Origin of the sequence: Collimonas sp. NPDC087041, from assembly GCF_044745265.1 — a bacterium.
In the GTDB taxonomy this organism is placed as follows: Bacteria; Pseudomonadota; Gammaproteobacteria; order Burkholderiales; family Burkholderiaceae_D; genus Collimonas.
Map to the genome: position 1 here is coordinate 520,224 of NZ_JBIUZX010000002.1, position 20,286 is coordinate 540,509.

Annotated in this window: 18 protein-coding genes; 12 read left to right on the forward strand and 6 right to left on the reverse strand. The window is 58.4% G+C overall.

Annotation, left to right across the window (positions count from 1 at the left end; genetic code table 11):
* The first annotated feature begins 138 nt into the window (after window positions 1–138).
* From ACIPF8_RS05525 to ACIPF8_RS05560, 8 genes are all read left to right on the forward strand, one after another.
* Window positions 139–621: a hypothetical protein gene (locus ACIPF8_RS05525; RefSeq protein WP_400417998.1), complete on the forward strand. Its 483-nt coding sequence runs from the start codon at window positions 139–141 to the stop codon at window positions 619–621.
* A 62-nt stretch (window positions 622–683) separates the two neighbouring features.
* A complete protein-coding gene (locus tag ACIPF8_RS05530; RefSeq protein ID WP_400418000.1) occupies window positions 684–1,829 on the forward strand; it encodes a branched-chain amino acid ABC transporter substrate-binding protein in 1,146 nt (381 codons plus the stop codon).
* A gap of 67 nt (window positions 1,830–1,896) precedes the next feature.
* Window positions 1,897–2,562, forward strand: a complete 666-nt coding sequence (locus ACIPF8_RS05535) for a helix-turn-helix transcriptional regulator (RefSeq protein ID WP_400418003.1) — start codon at window positions 1,897–1,899, stop codon at window positions 2,560–2,562.
* Between the two features lie 104 nt (window positions 2,563–2,666).
* Window positions 2,667–3,296, forward strand: coding sequence for a glutathione S-transferase family protein (locus ACIPF8_RS05540; protein ID WP_400418006.1), 630 nt, complete (start codon window positions 2,667–2,669; stop codon window positions 3,294–3,296).
* A 49-nt stretch (window positions 3,297–3,345) separates the two neighbouring features.
* Window positions 3,346–4,629, forward strand: a complete 1,284-nt coding sequence (locus ACIPF8_RS05545) for an ATP-binding protein (protein WP_400418008.1) — start codon at window positions 3,346–3,348, stop codon at window positions 4,627–4,629.
* The gene (locus ACIPF8_RS05550) at window positions 4,626–5,177 is read left to right on the forward strand and encodes a response regulator transcription factor (protein ID WP_400418010.1); all 552 of its coding nucleotides are present in this window, start codon (window positions 4,626–4,628) and stop codon (window positions 5,175–5,177) included. Before ACIPF8_RS05545 ends, ACIPF8_RS05550 begins: the two co-directional genes overlap by 4 nt.
* 283 nt (window positions 5,178–5,460) lie before the next feature.
* Window positions 5,461–7,146: an aspartate-alanine antiporter gene (gene aspT / locus ACIPF8_RS05555; RefSeq protein WP_400418013.1), complete on the forward strand. Its 1,686-nt coding sequence runs from the start codon at window positions 5,461–5,463 to the stop codon at window positions 7,144–7,146.
* Between the two features lie 634 nt (window positions 7,147–7,780).
* A complete protein-coding gene (locus ACIPF8_RS05560; protein ID WP_400418015.1) occupies window positions 7,781–9,436 on the forward strand; it encodes a bifunctional aspartate transaminase/aspartate 4-decarboxylase in 1,656 nt (551 codons plus the stop codon).
* 45 nt (window positions 9,437–9,481) lie between these two features.
* On the opposite strand, the gene ACIPF8_RS05565 is transcribed toward ACIPF8_RS05560, so the two are convergent.
* Entirely contained in the window at window positions 9,482–10,753 is a 1,272-nt protein-coding gene (locus tag ACIPF8_RS05565) for a cytochrome-c peroxidase (protein ID WP_400418018.1), read from the reverse strand.
* Window positions 10,754–10,925: 172 nt separating this feature from the next.
* On the opposite strand from ACIPF8_RS05565, the gene acpA reads away from it, so the two are divergent.
* Window positions 10,926–13,058 (forward strand): acid phosphatase, encoded by a 2,133-nt coding sequence (acpA, locus tag ACIPF8_RS05570; RefSeq protein ID WP_400418021.1) that lies wholly within the window; start codon window positions 10,926–10,928, stop codon window positions 13,056–13,058.
* A gap of 123 nt (window positions 13,059–13,181) precedes the next feature.
* Here the strand turns inward: acpA and ACIPF8_RS05575 are convergent, their stop codons facing one another.
* From ACIPF8_RS05575 to ACIPF8_RS05585, 3 genes are all read right to left on the reverse strand, one after another.
* Window positions 13,182–14,138 carry a pyridoxamine 5'-phosphate oxidase family protein gene (locus ACIPF8_RS05575; RefSeq protein ID WP_400418216.1) on the reverse strand — a complete coding sequence of 319 codons (957 nt, stop codon included), beginning with the start codon at window positions 14,136–14,138 and terminating at the stop codon, window positions 13,182–13,184.
* 58 nt (window positions 14,139–14,196) lie between these two features.
* Entirely contained in the window at window positions 14,197–14,835 is a 639-nt protein-coding gene (locus ACIPF8_RS05580; protein ID WP_400418023.1) for a glutathione S-transferase family protein, read from the reverse strand.
* 124 nt (window positions 14,836–14,959) lie between these two features.
* Window positions 14,960–15,529 (reverse strand): TetR/AcrR family transcriptional regulator, encoded by a 570-nt coding sequence (locus tag ACIPF8_RS05585; protein ID WP_400418025.1) that lies wholly within the window; start codon window positions 15,527–15,529, stop codon window positions 14,960–14,962.
* Window positions 15,530–15,693: 164 nt separating this feature from the next.
* Here ACIPF8_RS05585 and ACIPF8_RS05590 point away from each other — a divergent pair, with 164 nt between their 5' ends.
* The 3 genes from ACIPF8_RS05590 (at window position 15,694) to ACIPF8_RS05600 (ending at window position 18,427) form a co-directional block, all read left to right on the forward strand.
* Window positions 15,694–16,110, forward strand: coding sequence for a MarR family winged helix-turn-helix transcriptional regulator (locus ACIPF8_RS05590; protein ID WP_400418027.1), 417 nt, complete (start codon window positions 15,694–15,696; stop codon window positions 16,108–16,110).
* Window positions 16,111–16,222: 112 nt separating this feature from the next.
* Window positions 16,223–16,492, forward strand: a complete 270-nt coding sequence (locus tag ACIPF8_RS05595; protein WP_400418030.1) for a hypothetical protein — start codon at window positions 16,223–16,225, stop codon at window positions 16,490–16,492.
* 438 nt (window positions 16,493–16,930) lie between these two features.
* Window positions 16,931–18,427, forward strand: coding sequence for a methyl-accepting chemotaxis protein (locus tag ACIPF8_RS05600; RefSeq protein WP_400418033.1), 1,497 nt, complete (start codon window positions 16,931–16,933; stop codon window positions 18,425–18,427).
* Window positions 18,428–18,511: 84 nt separating this feature from the next.
* Here ACIPF8_RS05600 and ACIPF8_RS05605 read toward each other — a convergent pair whose 3' ends face one another.
* Both ACIPF8_RS05605 and ACIPF8_RS05610 read right to left on the reverse strand, forming a co-directional pair.
* Window positions 18,512–19,249: a LuxR C-terminal-related transcriptional regulator gene (locus ACIPF8_RS05605; protein ID WP_400418036.1), complete on the reverse strand. Its 738-nt coding sequence runs from the start codon at window positions 19,247–19,249 to the stop codon at window positions 18,512–18,514.
* A 21-nt stretch (window positions 19,250–19,270) separates the two neighbouring features.
* The gene (locus tag ACIPF8_RS05610; protein ID WP_400418039.1) at window positions 19,271–20,281 is read right to left on the reverse strand and encodes a response regulator; all 1,011 of its coding nucleotides are present in this window, start codon (window positions 20,279–20,281) and stop codon (window positions 19,271–19,273) included.
* Window positions 20,282–20,286: the final 5 nt, after the last annotated feature.

Genomic DNA, 20,286 nt, shown 5'->3' on the forward strand with positions numbered 1-20,286 from the left:
TCTAAACTAATTTTTTATTGTTGCAAAGAAATATGACGGCCTGATGTCAGCAAGCTGTGGTTTGCCGGCTTTTTTAGAGTCAGCCATCCATTGCGCCAGTCCGTTTAGTGTGTTGCGTTCGTAAATTCGAGGATTGTCATGAAAATCTTTCCCATCCCCTTTTTACTTGTCGCCGCGCTGGCCTCAAGCAGCGCCCCGGCAGACGACGATATCTCGATGACGGTTGCCGGCATGCTGCGCGACAAGGACGTCATGCAGGCCGCCAATGCCTGCTTGCAGAGACACCCGAAGGGCGACACGATTTTTGTCGAAAATGTCTATCCGATGAACCACGGCATGGTCGGCATCGTCACTGCGGACACGTCCGGCCGCCGCTACGACTGCAACGTCGACCTGGGCTCCGGGAGGGTGCGCAGCAGCGAGCCGATTGTCGAGCCCAAGGGGCCGTTGTTTGTGTCGATCTGGCAAAGCAAGTCGCCGCCCAAGGGCGAATGCTTCAGCAGCGATCCGCTGGTGATCGGCAAGCAGTTGCAAGGCTGGCTGCTGACCCAGACCGGCAAATGCGGCGGCACATCCTGGAACGGCATCGCAAGCACAACAAAAAACCAGCAAAACCAATAGAGCACAGTTGCCAGGAGACTGGGATAATTACGGAACTTCAAATCGACCTTCGGAGAAAACAGATGCAGATCAATGCCAAGATGAGCGCAATCACCCTAGCCATAACAGCTGCGTTGGCCGCCACCGCCCAGGCGCAAACCCAGGAGCAAGTGGTCAAGATTGCCCATGTCGGCCCGATTACCGGCCCGGTCGCGCATGTCGGCAAGGACAATGAAAACGGCGCGCGCATGGCAATCGACGACCTGAACGCCAAGGGCATCGTCATCGACGGCAAGAAGATCAAGTTCGTGTTGCAGGCTGAAGATGACGCCAGCGATCCGAAACAGGCCACCTCGGTGGCGCAGAAACTGGTCGACGCCAAGGTAGCGGCAGTGATCGGCCACCTGCAATCGGGCACCTCGATTCCAGCCTCGAAGATCTATTTCGATGCCGGCATCCCACAGATTTCGCCATCGGCCACCAGCGCCAAATACACCCAACAGGGCTTCAACACGACTTTCCGCGTGGTCGCCAACGACAGCCAGTTGGGCGCCGTGATGGGCCGCTACGCCGCCAAGACCTTGCATGCCAAGCGCATCGCCGTGATCGATGACCGTACCGCCTACGGCCAGGGCCTGGCGACCGAGTTCGCCAAGGACGCCAAGGCCAATGGCGTCGAGATCGTCGCCACCCAGTACACCAGCGACCGCGCTATTGATTTCAGCGCCATCCTGACCGCCGTCAAGGCCAAGAAGCCGGACCTGATTTTCTTCGGCGGCATCGACGCCAGCGCCGGCGCCATGCTGCGCCAGATCCGCCAGCTTGGCATCAACGCCAAGTTCATGGGCGGCGATGCAATCTGCACCTCGGCCCTGCCGCGCCTGGCCGGCGAAGGCCTGGTCGACGACAATGTGTATTGCGCAATCGCCGGCGGCGTTGAGGACAATGCACCGCTGGATGCCTTCAAGGCCGCCTACAAGAAAAAATATCAGGCCGATATCGTCCAGTACGCGCCGTACACCTACGATTCGGTGATGACCATCGCCGACGCCATGCAGAAGGCCAATTCGGTCGATCCAAAGAAATACCTGCCGGTGCTGGCCAAGATCCAGCACACAGGCGTTACCGGCAAGATCGCCTTCGACAAGAACGGCGATATCCGCAACGGCACCTTGTCGATCTACACCTTCCGCAACGGCCAGCAGACCTTGCTGACGGTTACCAAGTAGCAGCATCGCAAGTTAGCCGAGGAGACGGGCGTTGGCACAAGCGGCAAGCCGGACCGGACGATTGTTCATGCTGATGGACGCCCTGCGCGCCCACCGGCGCCCGGTCACGGCGGCGCGGCTGGCCGAGGACCTGGCGGTCTCGGTGCGCACCATCTACCGCGACATGCAAACCCTGATCGAGCTGGGCGCGCCGGTCGAAGGCGAAGCCGGCCTCGGCTATGTGCTGCGCTCCGGCTTTTTCCTGCCGCCGCTGATGTTCAACGAGGATGAGCTGGAAGCGCTGGTGCTGGGCGCGCGTTGGGTGCAACGGCAAGGCGACGCCGGCTTGGGCCAGGCCGCCGCCAATGCGCTCAGCAAGATCGCCACCGCCTCACCGGCCGATCTGCGCGACAACATCGCCAACATGGGCCTGTGGGCAGCCAGCTACCAGGCGGACCCACCCAACAGCACTACGCTCGGGCCGATTCGCGAGGCAATCCGGCGTCAGTACAAAATCAGCATCAGCTATCGCGATGAAAACGGCAAAGCCAGCGAGCGCCTGGTCTGGCCGATCGCATTGGCGTTCTTCGAAGGCCGGCGCCTGGTCGTCGCCTGGTGCGAGCTACGCGCCAGTTTCCGTCATTTCCGCTGCGACCGGATCGGCGTACTGACCGTGACCAAAGAGCGCTATCCGCAACAGCGCAGCGTGCTGCTGCAAACCTGGCGCCAGGAGAACCAGTTGTTGGAAAGCTAGCCCCTGTTAGCAAAAAAGCACTGATCAAAAGACTACTGACATAGGCTGTCAGCAGCCCGGACTAAGATGATTTCACCGCATCACAACAACCGGAGAAAATCATCATGCGCCTCTATCACCACCCAATTTCATCCAACGCCCGCCGCGCCGTCATGACCGCCCATCATCTCAAGCAGCCGGTTGACCTGGTGCTGGTCGACCTCTCCAGCGCGGAGCAACGCAAGCATCTGCTGACCATCAATCCAAACGAAAAAATCCCGGTGCTGGTGGATGGCGATTTCACGCTCTGGGAGTCCTGCGCAATCATGCAATACCTGGCCGACAAGACCCCGGGCCAGACTGTCTACCCGACGGAACTGCGGGCGCGCGCCGACATCAACCGCTGGATGTTCTGGTCGGCCCAGCACCTGGCGCCGGCGCTCGGCATCTTCTATTGGGAAAACTTCATCAAGGGCCTGATCGGCGCCGGCAGCCCTGACCCGGTTGAACTGAAGCGCGGCATGGTCGACCTGGAATCCTATGCCGGCGTATTAAATGGCCATATGGCGCGGCGCCAATGGGTTTCCGGAAACGCTCTGACCCTGGCCGACCTGGCCATCGCCGCACCCTTGATGGCGGCAGAACCAGGCGGCGTATCGCTGGATCGTTACCAACACTTGCAGGCCTGGTTCGGCCGCGTGCAGGAACTGGATGCCTGGCAGCAGACCGCCGCCGAGGATGTGCTGACCGCCTAATCTACCAGGCAAGACCGGGGAGCGTTGTTGGCAAGGATATAATCCGGCGATGCACATTTCGCCGATTTTCACTCCCTTGCCCAGCCCGCTGCCCCAGCACCAGATACTTAGCCGTCTGGTCTGGATGCGCCTGGTTGCGATCGTCGCCCAGTTGCTGGTGATCGCTGCTGTACATTTTTCGATGGATGTCGGCTTGTCGCACGGCGCCATGCTGTCGCTGTTCGGGGTAATCGCTTTTCTCGGCATCTTCAATCTGCTGAGCTGGTGGCGCATGCGTTTCCCGCAGCCGGCTGGCGATATCGAGTTGTTCTGCCAGTTGCTGGTCGATGTCAGCTGCCTGTCGCTGCTGCTGTATTTCTCCGGCGGCGCCACCAATCCGTTCGTCTCGTTTTACCTGCCGGCACTGGCGGTGGCTGCCGCCATCCTGCCCAGACGCCTGGCGTTTGTGCTGGCGCTGTATTCGTTTGCCAGCTACTCGCTGCTGACCTATGTTTACCAGCCCCTGTACATTCACGACCACAACCGCAGCGCGAGCTATCACCTGGCCGGCATGTGGGTCAATTTTGCAGTGTCGGCAGGGTTGATCACCTGGTTCGTCACCCGCATTTCCAGCAACCTGCGACAGCGCGACGCCCAGCTGGCAAGCGCGCGCGAGCGCCAGTTGCTAAGCGAACGCATCGTCGCGCTGGGCGCACAAGCTGCCGGTGCAGCCCATGAAATGGGAACGCCGCTATCGACCATCGCCGTGATTGCCGGCGAACTGCATCATGAAACCCGGCGCAATCCGGCGCTGGCCCCATATGGTGCGGACCTGGCCCTGATCGAACAGCAGATCGCAGTATGCAAAGCCGCGCTCGAGCGCATGCGTGTCGATGCCGATCCGGCTGCCGACGGCAGCTCCGGCCTGGTCGATCTGAAAGACTGGCTGAAGACATCGATTGATGACTGGCGCTTGCGCTATCCGGCGGTCAATCTGTTCCTCTCGCTGCCCGAAAACGATGGCCGCAGCGCCAACCCGCGCATCCTCGGTCAGCTACTGCTGACCTTGCTGGACAACGCCGCGCGGGCAGTCGCCGCCAACAATGCCCGGGTGCACGTGACTCTGCATATTGTCGGCGCCACGGCGCTGATTCGGGTCGAGGATGGGGGCACCGGCATAGCCCCGGACCTGTTGCCGCGGCTCGGTTACGAGCCGGTAGCAGGCAGCGTTGACGGCAAAGGCATCGGCTTGCTGCTGGCATTCGAAAGTGCGCGCCAGATCAACGCCGAAATCAAACTGGCCTCGACGCCGGGAGCCGGCACCGTCGCTGAATTGCGGATTGCACTGATATGACGCAAGCTACCAATCCAGCTTTCCTGATCCTCGACGACAACCAGGTGTTCGCCGAGACACTGGCGCGTTCGCTGACGCGGCGCGAGTTTCGCGTCACTCTCGCGCATGACGGCCAGACGGCACTAGACGCCGCGACTCAGGCCAAGTTTGCATTCGTCATCATCGACCTGCAACTGGCCGGCGACTCCGGCCTGCAATGGATTGCACCGCTGCGCCAGGTCCAGCCGCAAGCGCGGCTGCTGGTGCTGACCGCGTATGCCAGCATCGTCACCACGGTGCAGGCAATCAAGCTGGGCGCCGACAATTACCTGGCCAAACCGGCCAATGTCGATTCCATCCTGGCCGCACTGGAGGCCGACGACAACGCCGGAGCGCCGACGCAATTTTCCGAGACAGGCGTACCGTTATCGGTGGATCGACTGCAATGGGAACATATCCAGCAAGTGCTGGCGCAGCATCAGGGCAATGTATCGTCGACCGCGCGCGCACTGAATATGCATAGGCGTACGCTGCAGCGACGGCTGGCAAAAAAGCCGGCGGCCAAATAATCTCCCCACATCAACCCAGCGACTTGTAACACCCATCGTGATATCGCGCTGTCGTAGCGAATACCAGCGAAGCCAATTACAAAAAATTAATTTGTTGATTTTGAGAATGGTGATTCTGCTATCATGAAGATTCTATTTAGCAACTTGCCTAGATACCCTTTTGCACCATGAACCTGCCATGCGGGCATCCACTATTTGCAAATCCGCGTGCATCGGCCGGTCAGGTCGCGACTCGCTGGTTCGTTGAACAATCCGGAACTCTCGTCATGAAAGGATGTTCGTTATGGAATGGCTGCACGAGTTATTCAAGAAATCCCCTGAAATAGCATTGTTTTTATCGCTGGCGGTCGGCTACGCAGTCGGCAAGATCAAATTCGGTAAATTCCAACTGGGCGGCGTCGCCGGTTCGTTGTTGGTGGCGGTACTGGTGAGCCAGGTCGGCGTGCACATCGATCCCGGCGTCAAGGCGGTATTGTTCGCACTGTTCATTTATGCGGTCGGTTACGAGAGCGGGCCGCAATTCTTCAACTCCCTTGGCAAGCAATCGATCCGGGAAATCATCCTGGCGGCGATCCTGGCGCTAACCGGTTTGGCGACGGTGGTGATCATGGCCAAGCTGTTTGGGCTCGACAAAGGCCTGGCGGCTGGCGTCGCTGCCGGCGGCCTAACGCAATCGGCGATCATCGGCACCGCCGGCGATGCCATCACCAAGCTGGGACTGGATGCGGCCGAGGTGGCGCGCCTGCAAGGCAATGTCGCCGTCGGTTATGCGGTGACCTATGTATTCGGTTCATTCGGTGCGATCATCGTCTGCGTCAACATCCTGCCGAAACTGATGGGACGTAGTATCCGCGAAGATGCGATCAAGGCCGAGACTGCAATGCAGGCCGGGGTCAAGGTGCTGGGGCCGGGCCAGCATGCGGCGCTGCCGGAACTGGTCGGCCGGCTGTATGAAATCACTCAAAGCAAGATCACGGTCGAGGAAGTCGAGAATCTCGATCCGGCTACTGCGGTCACCATCGAGCGCGTCAAACGCGGCAACCAGGTGATCGAAGTCAATCCGCAATTGGAACTGCAACCGCATGACATCGTACTGGTAGTCGGCCGGCGCGAAGCGGTAGTCAGCACTTCCGGATTCCTCGGCAAGGAAGTATATGGCGTGGAAGGCATGGAGCTGACCATGCAGCACCGCGAAGTGGTGCTGACCAACAAGGAATTCCACAACAAAAGCGTTGAAGAAATCCGCACCCAGACTGCCGGCGGCGTACGCCACGGCATTTTCGTGGTGCAGATCAGCCGCATGGGACGCGTCCTGCCGATGCAGCCAGAAACCATCGTGCAGGTGGGCGACGTGGTGTCCATCTACGGCGCAGAACAAGACGTCAAGCGGGTTGCAGGTATCGTCGGCTATGTGATCGTGCCGAGCGCCAAGACCGATTTCGTCTATCTCGGCGCCGGCCTGGTAGTCGGTCTGCTGGTTGGATTGTTGGTGGCCAAGGTCGGCTCGATTCCGCTGACGCTGGGCAGCGGCGGCGGCGCCCTGCTCTCCGGTCTGCTGTTCGGCTGGTTCCGCTCCAAACATCAATCGTTCGGTGAAATGCCCGCCGGCGCGGTGCAGATACTGAAAGACCTCGGCTTGGCCGGTTTCGTAGTGGTGGTCGGCCTGTCATCCGGCCTGCAAGCGGTGCAAACTGTCAAGCAACAAGGCTTCACGATCTTCGGCGTCGGCGTGGTAGTGACGATCTTGCCGATGATCCTGACCATGCTGATCGGCCGCTACATCCTACGCTACGACAACACCGCCATCTTCGCGGGCGCCCTCAGCGGCTCCCGCAGCGCCAACCCCGCTTTCGGCGAAGTGCTGGACAAGGCGGAAAATTCAATTCCTACAGTACCGTTTGCGATCACGTACGCACTGGCGAATGTGTTCCTGACGTTGTTGGGGCCGTTGATTGTGGCGTTGGTGTGAATATGAACTCCGTGGTCCGTTAAAAGGGGTCAGAGTAATTTTCGCAAGAGGCCGCGAAAAAAAACTCTGACCCCATTTAACTACCGGTGGTTATGGTTTTGAAGTTGCAGTTGCAGCTGTTTTTGACGTTGACGTTGCTTTTGACTTTTCGCATGCTGACGTTGCCAAATGAGCCGGGTGACAGTCGGGAATTATGGGACACATGTTTGAGCGCAGCGAGTTTGTGTCCCATCCGACTGGCGCACGCCTCATTTGGGGACCCGCCAACGGCGGGCAACGGCTGTGCGATCGCCTTTCTTTGCTTACTTTCTTTGGCGAAGCAAAGAAAGTGAGTAGCTGCCGGGCTACCCCCGGCAAGCATCCACGGAGTAGTAACCTAATTACGCAGCGATGACCGTACACTCCAGGCACACCACCACACTTACTCCGTGGCCCGTTAAAAGGGGTCAGAGTAATTTTCGCAAAAGACCGCGAAAAAAAACTCTGACCCCATTTAACTAGCTTCGAAAAAATTTCGACCACATGTAAACCGAACGCCAGCCATCCGCCAGCAAAAAGACATTGAAGAATTCTTAGCCGCCTCACCCCGAGCCCGCCGCTGCGGACTCAACATTTTGAATAAGGAGTATCGGAAATGGATTTCAGTAACCCAGACAAGCTCGCCCTGTTAAGCCCGTTCGAATTAAAAGACGCACTCATCCAGGTCGCCGCCGACAGCGACCGCTCAATGCTCAATGCCGGTCGCGGCAACCCCAATTTCCTCGCCACCACCCCACGCCACGGTTTCTTCCAGTTCGGCCTGTTCGCCATGACCGAAGCCGAACGCTCCTACATCTACATGGAAGATGTAGGCGGCTTCCCGCAACGCGACGGCATCGAAGCCCGCTTCGAGATATTCGCCAAATCCCATCCCGGCGTCCCTGGCATTCGCTTCATCGAAGCCGCCGTGTCCTACGTGCGCGACCAGCTTGGCCTGTCCGCTGGCGATTTCATCTATGAAATGTGCGAAGCCATCCTCGGCTGCAACTACCCGGTGCCGGATCGCATGCTGCGTCACAGCGAAAAAATCGTCGGCCATTACATCCACCGCGAAATGATCGGCAAGCACCCGTTTGCCGGCAAGTTCGACATGTATGCAGTCGAAGGCGGCACCGCCGCCATGACTTATATTTTCAACAGCCTGCGCGAAAACCACCTCATCAAGGCCGGCGACACGATTGCCCTCGGCATGCCGATCTTCACGCCCTACATCGAGATTCCGCACCTCAACGATTACCAGTTGGTGGAACTGACGATCGACGCCCCACCGGAAAACAACTGGCAATTCACCAAGCAAGAACTCGACAAGCTGCTCGATCCCAAGGTCAAGGCTTTCTTCCTGGTCAACCCCAGCAATCCACCATCGGTGCGCATCAACGACGAGACGCTGGCCTACATCGCCGAGATCGTCAAGAAGCGGCCGGACCTGATCATCCTCACCGACGATGTCTACGGCACCTTCGCCGACAACTTCGTATCGCTGTTCGCAATGTGTCCTTACAACACGATCCTGGTGTATTCGTTCTCGAAATATTTCGGCGCCACCGGCTGGCGCATGGGCGTGGTTGCGACGCATGAAGATAACATCCTCGACGCCAAGATAGCTACCCTGCCGGAAGCACGCCGCAAGGAACTCGACCTGCGCTACAGCTCAATCACCACCGAGCCGCGCAAGTTGAAATTCATCGACCGCCTGGTGGCCGACAGCCGTACCGTGGCGCTCAACCACACCGCCGGGCTATCGACACCGGTGCAGGTGCAGATGGTGCTGTTCTCATTGTTCTCGCTGATGGATGAGCCGGAGAGCTACAAGAAATCGATGAAGCACATCGTGCTACGCCGCAAGGAAGCCCTGTATCGCGCGCTGGGCCTGCCGGCGCCGGTCGATCCGGATTCGGTCAACTATTATCATCTGCTCGACCTGGAACCGCTGGCCACGCAAATGTACAGCGCCGCTTTTGCCAAGTGGATGGTTAAACGCCTGAAACCGAACGAGGCGCTGTTCCGGCTGGCCGAAGAAACCGGCGTGATCTTGCTGCCGGGCCGCGGCTTCGGCACTGCGCATGCATCGGCGCGGGTGTCGCTGGCCAATCTCAACGAATACGACTACGCCAACATCGGCCGCGCGATCCGCAAGCTGGCGGAAGAATTTTATGCGCAGTTTGAGAAAGGCAGCGGCAGCAGCAAGGCCGTGACAGCCGCCAAGACAAGCGGCGGAAAAGCGAAGGCGGGCAAGAAAGCCAAAAAATAAGCTCTTCTGCCAGAACCCAAGGCCCATGGATCCCATGGGCCTTTTTTATTGCTTGGTGTAGCCGTCGTTGAGTGTCTTCAGGAACGCGATCACATCCTTGATCTCGGCATCATTCAGTGCCGGCCGGTCGCCGGGCTTGCGGTCGAACGGCGCTTCGACATTGACGTTGTCGCGATATGCCACCGGCAAGTCGTCGAATTTGTCGACGCTGCCATCCTTGTTGCGCGGGTACCATTTCTGCGGCTGGGTATCGCGTTGCACGTAGAACTGCATCACTTTTTCCAGGCTGTCGAAAGCGCCATTATGGAAAAACACCTGGCGCATGGCGACATTGCGCAAGGATGGCGTCTTGAACATGCCGCAGTATTCCGTTTTATCTTTCAGGTCGATGCGATCCGGTCCGCACAAGCCCATATCGAAATATCTGGGATCGGCGTTGGCCGGGATGTGCTTGTTGCGCGGCACGCCGATGGCGATCAAGCCGTAGTCGGTGAATTGCGGAAAGGCGCCGCTCGATGCGATGCCACTGATATGGCAGGAAGCGCAATTGCCCTTGGTCGGATCGTTGAACAGCCGCAAACCATTCAATTCCTGTTTGCTCAGTTGGGTCTGCCCACGCAGGAAGGCATCGTATTTGCTGTTGTACGGATAGAACTCGGTCGGACTTTCCTGATACACCTCAAGCGCCATCAGCGCCCATTTGAATGCCTGCTCAGGCTTATCGAAAATATCTTCGCCGAAGGTCTGACGGAACTGCGCGGCGTAAGCGGCTTTCTTCAACTTCTCGACCACTTCGGCCGGACCGGCATTACCCATCTCGTGCGCCGACAGCAATGGAATCTGCGCCTGGTCATGGGTTGACGGTGCGCGACCGTCCCAGTTATGGCCGCCGGTGGGACCGGCATCGATGCTGTCGTCGCCGTCGTCGTCGAAAAAATGTTCGGTGAAGGCTGGCACATTCTGTATATAGCGCAATGACGGCACCGCGCGGGTGCCCAGTGTTTTCATGTCCTTGCCGCCGAGCTGGACCGCCAGGTTGTTCGGCGGACCGAACGCGTGCTCCGGGCTGTGGCAGGTGGCGCAAGACATCTTGCCCGACGCCGACAACGACGGATCGGAGAACATGATGCGGCCGAGATCGGTCATGGCGGTCACCGACGGCTGCTTTTTCAATGTCGGCGCGTAGGTGGCGCCAACATAGGCTGGCGTCGCCGGCGCGCTGGCTGCGCTTGGGTTGGCCTCTGCCTGCTGTTGGCCGCAAGCGTTAAGGACGAGCGCGACGGCGCCGATCAGGAATGCAGTGACCGCTGGTTTCATAGAGTTGTGCAGGACGCGAGATGGGAGATAAATGCGCGCAAGACTAGCACCGCTCTGTGACAGAAAGATGACACCCTCTTTGCAAAAAATAAATGCTGCCCGCAAGCATCGATTTCACACAGTTGAAATATTCGAAGCATAGGATTGCGTCTTTTACACCCGGGGAGGGGTTATGAAGGGGAATTTCAAATGGCTGCCGTTAACGGTGGCAATATCCGCTGGCTTGAGTGCTTGCGGCGGTGGTGGTGGCGGCTCGATCAGCGAGAACAGCCCTGTCACCAGCGGCCAGGTGACCGGCAGCTACTATGAAAATGCGCAGGTCTGCTTCGAGGATGCGGTCAAGAAAGCAACATGCGACGCCGCTTCGCCAGTGGTCAAAACCGGCGCCGATGGTTCCTACGCGCTGCGGGGTCAAGGCGCGGTAGTGGCAACCATCGACAGCAACACCACTCGCCATGAAGTATTGGGCGACAAGGGCAGCAGCGTCACGCAGAAACTGGTGTTCCGTGCACCGGCCGGTCGCAGCAGTTTTGTCAGCGCCATTTCGACAGAACTGGCAGCGGCGATGGATACCAATGGCGGTAATTTCGCCGATGCCAGCAAGAAGCTGGCAGCCAAGATCGGCACTGCAGAAGCCAATCTGCTGGCCGACATCAACAAACTGAGCGGCACCGACCAGGCCAAATTGAAAGCCGAAGCGGCTGCCATCAACGCCGCAATTGCCGCTGCCATCGCGCAGGGCGGCAGTGTCGACCTGGGCCAGGCATTGGGCAGCGCGCTGGCCATGAACAACATCCAGAACGTGGTCGTGATCTTTGCCGAGAACCGCGGCTTCGACAACCTGTACGGCCTGTTCCCGGGCGCCAACGGTATCCCTGGCGTCAATCCGACTTCGACTTCCGCCTATGTCCCGCAAAAGGATTTCGACGGCAGCACCTTGCCGGTCCTGCCGCCGACCTGGGGCGGCATGACGCTGGCTGGCCAAAGCACCGTGATCACCCAGGCGCAATCGGCCAACCTGCCGAACAAGCCATTCCAGATCGACGATACCAATAGCCCGATCTACATGTCGTCGTCCGTCATCACGCGCGACCTGGTGCACCGTTTCTATAACAACCAGATGCAGATCAACGGCGGCAAGAACGACAAGTTCACCGCATACTCCGACGCCGGCGGCCTCAGCATGGGCTACTACGACGGCAGCAAGATGAAGCTGTGGAATATCGCCAAGCAATACACGCTGGCGGACAACTTCTTCATGGGCACTTTCGGTGGTTCTTTCCTGACTCACCAGTACCTGATCTGCGCCTGCGCCCCAACCTATCCGAATGCCGACGCCGCAACTTCGCCAGCGAAGAACAGCATCTCGGCGGTCAACCTGGATGCCAACGGCAACCTGATCGGACTGGCGCCTGGCACCGGCAATCCAAGTTCGGTATTGAATGGTGCGCCGGTCTATCTGAAAGACAGCACGATCACGCCGAAGGATGCAGCCGGCATGTTCTATGCGGTCAACACGATGCAGCCGCCCTACCAGCCTAGCGGCAACAACGCTGCTGCAGTAGCCTCCTATGCTGATCCAAGCAAGGCCACCACCTTACCGACGCAAACCCAAACCACCATCGGCGACCAGCTGACGGGTAAAGGTATCGACTGGGCCTGGTACGCCGGCGCCTGGAACGCTGCATTGGCCGATGCACCAAACGCCACCCGTAGCGTGATCTACGGCGGCAAAATCCAGTTCCAACCGCATCACCAGCCGTTCAACTACTACAGCCGTTTCGATCCGGCCACCGCCGCCGGCGCGACCGAACGCAGCAACCATCTGAAGGATTTCGACGCCTCCTTCCTGCAGGATGCAGCCGCAGGCAAGTTGCCACCGGTGGCTTTCTACAAGCCACAAGGTAACCTGAACCAGCACGCCGGTTATGCCAACGTCTCGGATGGCGACGCCCACATCGCCGATGTGATCGCCAAGCTGCAGGCCAGCCCGCAGTGGAAGAACATGCTGATCGTCGTGACTTACGATGAAAACGGCGGCTTCTGGGATCACGTTGCACCGCCGAAAGGCGACCGTTGGGGTCCGGGTACACGCTTGCCGACAATCCTGATTTCGCCGTACGCGAAGAAAGGTTTTGTCGATCACTCGCAGTACGACACGGCCTCCATCCTGCGCTTCATCACGCATCGCTATGCATTGCCGGTCTTGCCTGGCATTACGGCGCGCGACAAGGCGCTGGTGGCTAACGGCGGCAAGCCGATGGGCGATTTGACTGCAGCATTGACACCAGTACCACAGGAATAATCCTGCATCGATCTTGCTCTACGCGAAGATGTAGATTGAACGGGTAAAAGTAATCAAGCCGGCGGCCTCTAAACAGGCAGCCGGCTTTTTTTCATGGGCGATGCATCCGATGATTCTGCGCCGTTACCACGATCCCATGCCGGCCAATGCCGGCGACAATTCTGCCTCACCCCAACGCAACGGCAACGATGCTTCCACCCGAACCGCTTGCCTGACGCGGAAACGCAGCAAGCGTTGCGCGCCCTGGAAAGCCGCGACTTCCGGACCGTCCCAGATCAGTTCAGCATCAACCGCCAGGTACAGCAAATCGCCGCTGGCGTAATCAATGAACAGCAGGCCGGCGCGCGGATGTTCGATCAGGTTGCCGATAGTGTTGAAGAAAAAATTCCCGACAAAATCCGGAACGGTCAACGTCCTGGCGTCGTCGATGCGGACGAAGCCCGGCTTGCCGCCACGATGTGAAACATCGACGCCGTGCTGCCTGGCGCTGGCGTCGTCAGCGCCGAGGAAAGCGGTGGCGATGAAGAAGGTGTCTGCTTTTCCGATCATGCCTTGCATGGCGGCGTCGAGTTGGTCGTTACGCTGGGCCTTCGGCTGCACGCGATCCGCGGCATCAATCAATTCCGGCCGGCGCGCCTGGATATATTTCGGGCAATTGCCGAAACTCTGATCGACCTTCAGCGTGAAAACATCGCCTGATATTGTCTCCACCTTGCCGTTCATACGATTGCGCCGCCGGGTATGCGGCTCGATACCCAACAAACCCAATGTAGCTTGCGGCGCCAGCGTCTGGTTGAGCGGATCGGCGGTCAACGCATGGGCGCGAATCTGCAGATGCTCGGGATCGGGCGAATTGATAAATCCCGGCTCGCCGACCAGCACCGATGCCCACGGCTGCCGCTCACCGTCGATGCTGCCGACGACGATGAACGGCAATTGCGCAAAGAATTCGCGATGCTGATCCGGCATGTAGGTGCGTATCGCCACGCTGCCGCGCGCAGCCATCTTTTCCAACACGCCGGCATGTTGCTGCGCTGTGCGTTCGCCACGATGAAAGGTGCCGGCTGCGGCTTCCGGCATTTCGGTATGAGTCACGGGCTTTACCTCCTCGACAGTTTGGTTGGCCGAACTGATCGGCTCAGGCGGCCAGTCCAACCTTGGTCGCCTGCATCGGCACAAACCCGGGCAACGCCTCAATCCGCGCCAGCCAGTTGCGCAGGTTGGCATAACCGTCCAGCGCGATGCCGCCTTCCGGCGCGTGGGCGATGTAGCTGTAGGCTGCCACGTCGGCGATGGTGACCTTGTCGCCGGTCAGGAATGGCCGGGTAGCCAGATGCGGCTCCAGTATCGCGAACAGATTTTTCGCGGTGATGCAAGCCGCGTCGCGATCCAGTGGCAGGTTGAACACGTTGGCGATACGCGCAGTAGCTGGTCCACGGAAGATTTCGCCAGCCGCCACCGACAGGAAGCGCTGCACGTTTGCCGCGCCCAACGGATCGCGCGGCAGCCAACCCGGCTCGCCGTACCTGCTTGCCAGGTAAACCAGGATCGCATTGGAATCGGCGAGCGTCACATCGCCATCTTCGATCACCGGCACCTGGCCGAACGGATTTTTGGCCAGGAATTCGGGCCTCTTGTGCTCGCCTGCGCGCAAATCGATGTCGACCATCTCGAACGGCAGCCCCAGCAAGGACAGGAACAGCTGGACGCGATGGGAATGGCCGGACAATGCTGCGCGGTACAGGCGGATAGGCTGATTCGGAGGTGCGACTGGCATGGTGGATCTCCTGGATAAGTTGACGTAATACGTTGTTTCGATCGATTTGGGCTCAGCATTTTCTGTACCGAACAATCGGTACAATACAAAGCCAGGCATCCGCTGTCAAGTAAAAATCTGAAATTCAGTTGGTTTGAACGCTGACCAGATTGCCTGGAAGATTCTCTATCATGCGTAGAAACGGCCCATTGTTGCCAATGGCACGTGAGACGATCAACGATCCCTGGATCGACACCACGGCATTTTCGGCGCGGATCGCGGCCTCCACCTTATCGACCCCGGCTTCTTCCGCCACCGCGGCCAGCAGGCTCATCAGCGCCCGCATGCGGCCACCCAGGTGCTGCTGGAACAGCGAGCCGGCCTCGCCGATGGTGAACACGTCCATCAGGCAAGGCGTAAAGCCGTTTGCATAGTATTCAGTCAACTTGCTGGCAAAGCGCTGCAGCCGCAGCGCAGGCGCATCCCGTCCATCCAGGGTACACAGCACGTTCTGGGTAAACCAGGTGCCGACCGCCGCCATCGCCGCACTGCCCATGTCTTCCTTGCCGTTCGGGAAATAGTGATACAGGCTGGAACGGCCCAAACCGGTCGCCTCCGACAGGCGCGACAGGCTGCTGCCTTCATAGCCGTAGCGGCGGAATGCCGCCAGGATGCGTTCGATGACTTCGTCGCGGGAGAGAGTGGCTGCTGGCATGATAAGTGATGTACCGATGTGTGTACCGAATGTTCGTTGTTACCAATTTAGTGGCGAATCGACAAAACAGCAAGGATTTACTTACCTGATCGGCATGCAACGTCCTTACAACGTCTGATAAATAATAGTTGCATAGCTAATTATATCCCTCTACACTTTGAGTCATGTTCGATCACTGCCTTTATTTCAATACCACTGCGTTGGCGCGCATCGTCGAGCGTGAGTGGCTTGCTGCTTACCAGCCGTTCGGCCTGACACCGCCGCAGGGTTTCGTGCTGCGCGCCGTGCTGAGGCAGCCCGGCATGCTGAATCGCGAGCTGGCTGAGCTGCTTGGCATCTCACGGCCCACTGCGAGCCGGTTGCTGGATCATCTCGACGCCAAGAATTTGATCGAGCGCCGTTCTTCGGCAGAAGATGGGCGCGAATCGCATATTTTCCCCACCGCGGCGGCACTGACGCTCGACAAGCCGATCAACGCCGTCAGCGCCGAGGTAGCGCAGCGCCTGCGCGATCAGATCGGCGCAGCCCAATTTGACGGCGCGATCGGCAACATGCGCGAGATTCGCGAAATCATCGGCTAAATCGGCTTTGATGCTCGGCTCTGATGCTCAGCCCTGACGCAGCCCGAATGGCTGCTTCAGCCTTGCTCAATTAGTTGTCTAGCTAATTTGTTTTTCAAAAAAAGGAATCAATATGCCTGCCATCTCTCGACCGACACCGCGCAGCGCGGCGCGACGCTCAACCCTGTTGATCGGCCTGACGGGCGCGCTGCTGGCGCTTGCCTGCATTGTGCTCAGCAGCCGCTTTCTTGCTACCGACGTCAAGGTCGGCCAGCAGCAGGATTCTTGCCTGGCGGCGCATGCCGCCGACCTCGGCATCAGCAGCAACGACTTGACCAGCGACAAGCGCTACCAGCCGCAGTTGGTCGCGGCGCTTTCATCCTGCACCGGCATGGCGCCGTAACACGGTCTTGATCGCTCGCCGGCAGTAGATCCGGCGATCCATGGACGCGTCCTGTCCAGCCTGTGATATGACCGTACTCGAATCGCTTTGCCGAGATCGAGGAAATCCGGGGAAATCCTAATCGATCTGAAGTACTGCGCCAAATGAGGTTCAAGTTTTACTGCGATCGGCCGTAAACCCCGGCAACGGCAATAGGTTTGTGAGTCCTCACATTCACAATACTCAACATTGCCGCACGGGTGGACGTCGGCATCATGCGACGTCATTCATTGTCAATCAGCAATTCCTTCTCTACGTTAAAAACCAATGAATATCGCAAATTTAAAAATCTCAATAAGACTTACCGCAGTATCTGCTTTGCTCATCCTAATTTCCATCACGGTGGGCTTGATCGGCTGGTACTCGCTACATCAAAGTAATGACAAAGGTGCCGAGACAATGCTGCATGCAGAGGCCTTCCATGACATCGTCAATCTGGCCCGAGAAACCCGCGGCGATTTCAAGGAAGAACTCCTTGAATGGAAAAATCTCCTGTTGCGCTCAGACACCGCAGCAGAACACGAGCAGTTCAAGAGTGCGTTTTTCCAGATGTTCAATGAGAGCAAGAGAAATCTCGATAAGCTGGAACAACTGCTCACCAAAATGCACGTCGAAACCCCACTCATCAAGGAGATCAGCAAGCTTCATAATGAATCGGAGAAAAAATATCAAGAAGCATTGACGCACTTCGATCTTAACAACCCGCTGAGCGGGGCACTCGTTGACGATATGGTGGGCGGCCTTGAAGTAGAACCGTCGGAAAAAATCGATCAGCTCGTCGCTCTCGTCGTCGACCAGGCAACAAAATCAATAGCGCAGCACGAAGCAGAAGATGAAGAGGGTAATGCCAAAGCAACACGCATTCTGATAACCGTGATCGTCATCGGCGCACTAGTCGGCGGTATTCTCACCTACTGGATCGTCAAAGGCATCACCGCTCCATTGCGCTCCGCAGTCACGCTTGCCCGCACTGTCGCTTCAGGCGACCTGAGCAGCCATATTGAAGCCGGCAACAAAAGCGAGCTCGGCGAATTGCAGGATGCCTTGCGCTACATGAATAGCAACCTGCAGCAGATCATCGGCCAATGCCGCAGTGGCATAGACACGATCAGCACTGCTTCCGGCGAGATCGCCACCGGCAACCTCGACCTGTCGGCACGCACTGAAAAGCAAGCGGCGTCGTTGCAACAGACCGCCGCATCGATGGAGGAACTGACCTCGACGGTCAAGCAAAATGCCGACAACGCGCGCCAGGCGAATCAATTGGCGGCGTCTGCTTCCGGCGCGGCAATCGACGGCGGTTCAGTAGTCTCCAAAGTGGTGACAACGATGGCGTCCATCCACGACTCATCGCGCAAGATTGTCGACATCATCGCGGTCATCGACGGCATCGCATTCCAAACCAATATCCTGGCATTGAATGCTGCGGTGGAAGCGGCGCGCGCCGGTGAGCAAGGCCGCGGCTTTGCCGTGGTCGCCAGCGAAGTACGCAACCTGGCGCAGCGTTCGGCATCGGCGGCCAAGGAGATCAAATCGCTGATTGATGACTCGGTGACGAAAGTCGATACCGGCAACAAGCTGGTCGCCGAAGCCGGCACCACCATGGCGCAGATCGTCGACAGCGTCAAACGCGTAAGCGACATCATGGCGGAAATCACTGCCGCCGGCGAAGAGCAGAGCAGCGGTATCGAGCAAGTCAATCAGGCCATCGGTCAGATGGATCAGGTCACGCAGCAAAATGCAGCGTTGGTGGAAGAGGCTGCAGCGGCGGCGGAATCAATGAAGGAACAGGCTGCCACTCTGACGTCGGCGATCAGCGTGTTCAAGCTGGATGCGAGCGGCCGTCACGACATGGCCGATGTCATGGAAATGCGCCACGAACCACAGGTGGCATAGCGCCCCAAGTCGGGGCCTGTAATCAGTTGACGCGGGAAATGCGTTCGAGCCAGGGCCTGGTGACCGACGTGCAATTGAGCGCAGTCAGTTATCCGGCTTGATGATGCCCATCATGACCGCCCGGCTGATCGCGTGGCGAGTACTGTACACGCCAAGCTTGGTCGCCACGTTCTTCAGGTGGAAGTACACGGTGCGCTGCGAGATGCCCAGGATCAGCCCGATTTCGCTGCTGGTTTTGCCATCCGCGCTCCAGCGCAGGCATTCGAGCTCACGCGTTGACAGCAACGGTTCCTGGCCCTGCGCAACTTTGCGCCAAAGCAGTTCCGCCGCTTCCTGCAGGTGCACCCCGAGCAGCAATGCATCGGCCTGGGCGCTGGTGGACAGCGCACTTGGCGCCAGTGCCTTGCCGTAAAAATCAAGCCGGCTCACGGCATTCTTGCTGTGGATCGCTACGCTCATCCCATGCGTGATACCCATCGATTTCAGCAAAGGATAGAGCGCGCCATCGCACAGCTTGCACAGTTGTTCGACCTGCCAGTTCAGCGGTAGCCGCGAACGCGCCAGGTGCTGCTGGATCGGATCGCTCTTGTCGCCCGGCGGATTGCTCAGCAATTGCAGCATCGCACTCGGCAAGCTGCCGAAGGTCTGCACCAGCGGCGAGCCGTTGGCGCCCGTGATGTCCATCTTCAAACTGAAATCACAGCTATCCAATTTCGCCAGCAGGCGCTGCATGCGGTCACGCAGCGGCCCCCAATCGGAGGCCTGCAGTATCTCCAGCAGTTCCGGAGCAGATAATCGGGGAGCAGCTTGGCTTAGCAGCATGAGATGTTTGGTCCGAAGTGGTTATTTGATGTCGGCAGATTGATCCCGCAGGAACTCCGCCAACGAATAAAAAGGCTGGTGCAGATAATGCGCAGGAAAATCAAATAATGCCCAATGATAATCCTGTATGCCAAAACACGTTTGGGCCGGCAAGCAATATGATAGCCAGTCGTGACGGATCGCGTCGGTGTACATGCCGCCGCTATCCGAAAAGAACGGCACCAGCCGCAATTCCCGCAAGCCGGTCAGTAACTCCAGCGGCGCGCCATAATCCTGCGCCACCTCAAGCTGCGACATCAGGCTAGCCTCGGTTTCAATCACCATCAGCGTCGCTTTGCCATTTATATCAAAGAACAGGATGCCGGTGGGATTTGGAAACAAATAATATTCGACAAAGCCATGACGCTTGCAGAGCTGTTCGACCAGCGCTTCCATCGCCGGGTCCGACAGGAAAGTATAGGAATGGCGGGTCAGCAGATCCTTCAGCGTCAGCGACTGAGCATGGAAAAATTCCTTCTGCAGGCTGCGGATTTCCAGTTCCAGATGGTCGAGCGCGTCATGATCGCTTTTCTTGATGAAGCGGTCGATCAGGCCTCGGTTGAAGGCCTCGATAGCAAGCTTTTCATCGGCCTGGCCGGTAAACAGGATTTTTTTACACGGCAGCTCTTGCACCGCCTGGCAAAACTCCAGCCCGTTCATTTGCGGCATCGCATAATCGATCACCAGCACCGAAGGCAGTGTGAAGCGCTGCCGGTTCAACGATTGCCGATAGATTTGATCGATATCGACAGCCACGGTGCGGCGATCGAACGAAAATGTCTGTTCGTCATAGTTGACCCGAATCGACTGGCTTTTGCTCGGGGTGTGGCGAAAGGCCGCGCGCAGCCATTCCAGCGCCGCATGGGTATCGTGGAAAACCTTGCGCGGCATTTGCAATGGCAACTGGAAAGCCAGGCTGTCCAGGAAGCTTTGACTGTCGTCGATCATGACAGTCGTGGTTGGATGTTGATAAACGGGTAACGAAATATTCATTTTGG

Excerpts from the sequence above, each read along its gene's own strand:
- ACIPF8_RS05525 (WP_400417998.1), top strand. The coding sequence starts at position 139 with ATGAAAATCTTTCCCATCCCCTTTTTACTTGTCGCCGCGCTGGCCTCA.
- ACIPF8_RS05530 (WP_400418000.1), top strand. The coding sequence starts at position 684 with ATGCAGATCAATGCCAAGATGAGCGCAATCACCCTAGCCATAACAGCT.
- ACIPF8_RS05535 (WP_400418003.1), top strand. The coding sequence starts at position 1,897 with ATGCTGATGGACGCCCTGCGCGCCCACCGGCGCCCGGTCACGGCGGCG.
- ACIPF8_RS05540 (WP_400418006.1), top strand. The coding sequence starts at position 2,667 with ATGCGCCTCTATCACCACCCAATTTCATCCAACGCCCGCCGCGCCGTC.
- ACIPF8_RS05545 (WP_400418008.1), top strand. The coding sequence starts at position 3,346 with ATGCACATTTCGCCGATTTTCACTCCCTTGCCCAGCCCGCTGCCCCAG.
- ACIPF8_RS05550 (WP_400418010.1), top strand. The coding sequence starts at position 4,626 with ATGACGCAAGCTACCAATCCAGCTTTCCTGATCCTCGACGACAACCAG.
- aspT (WP_400418013.1), top strand. The coding sequence starts at position 5,461 with ATGGAATGGCTGCACGAGTTATTCAAGAAATCCCCTGAAATAGCATTG.
- ACIPF8_RS05560 (WP_400418015.1), top strand. The coding sequence starts at position 7,781 with ATGGATTTCAGTAACCCAGACAAGCTCGCCCTGTTAAGCCCGTTCGAA.
- ACIPF8_RS05565 (WP_400418018.1), bottom strand. The coding sequence starts at position 10,753 with ATGAAACCAGCGGTCACTGCATTCCTGATCGGCGCCGTCGCGCTCGTC.
- acpA (WP_400418021.1), top strand. The coding sequence starts at position 10,926 with ATGAAGGGGAATTTCAAATGGCTGCCGTTAACGGTGGCAATATCCGCT.
- ACIPF8_RS05575 (WP_400418216.1), bottom strand. The coding sequence starts at position 14,138 with ATGCCGGAAGCCGCAGCCGGCACCTTTCATCGTGGCGAACGCACAGCG.
- ACIPF8_RS05580 (WP_400418023.1), bottom strand. The coding sequence starts at position 14,835 with ATGCCAGTCGCACCTCCGAATCAGCCTATCCGCCTGTACCGCGCAGCA.
- ACIPF8_RS05585 (WP_400418025.1), bottom strand. The coding sequence starts at position 15,529 with ATGCCAGCAGCCACTCTCTCCCGCGACGAAGTCATCGAACGCATCCTG.
- ACIPF8_RS05590 (WP_400418027.1), top strand. The coding sequence starts at position 15,694 with ATGTTCGATCACTGCCTTTATTTCAATACCACTGCGTTGGCGCGCATC.
- ACIPF8_RS05595 (WP_400418030.1), top strand. The coding sequence starts at position 16,223 with ATGCCTGCCATCTCTCGACCGACACCGCGCAGCGCGGCGCGACGCTCA.
- ACIPF8_RS05600 (WP_400418033.1), top strand. The coding sequence starts at position 16,931 with ATGCTGCATGCAGAGGCCTTCCATGACATCGTCAATCTGGCCCGAGAA.
- ACIPF8_RS05605 (WP_400418036.1), bottom strand. The coding sequence starts at position 19,249 with ATGCTGCTAAGCCAAGCTGCTCCCCGATTATCTGCTCCGGAACTGCTG.
- ACIPF8_RS05610 (WP_400418039.1), bottom strand. The coding sequence starts at position 20,281 with ATGAATATTTCGTTACCCGTTTATCAACATCCAACCACGACTGTCATG.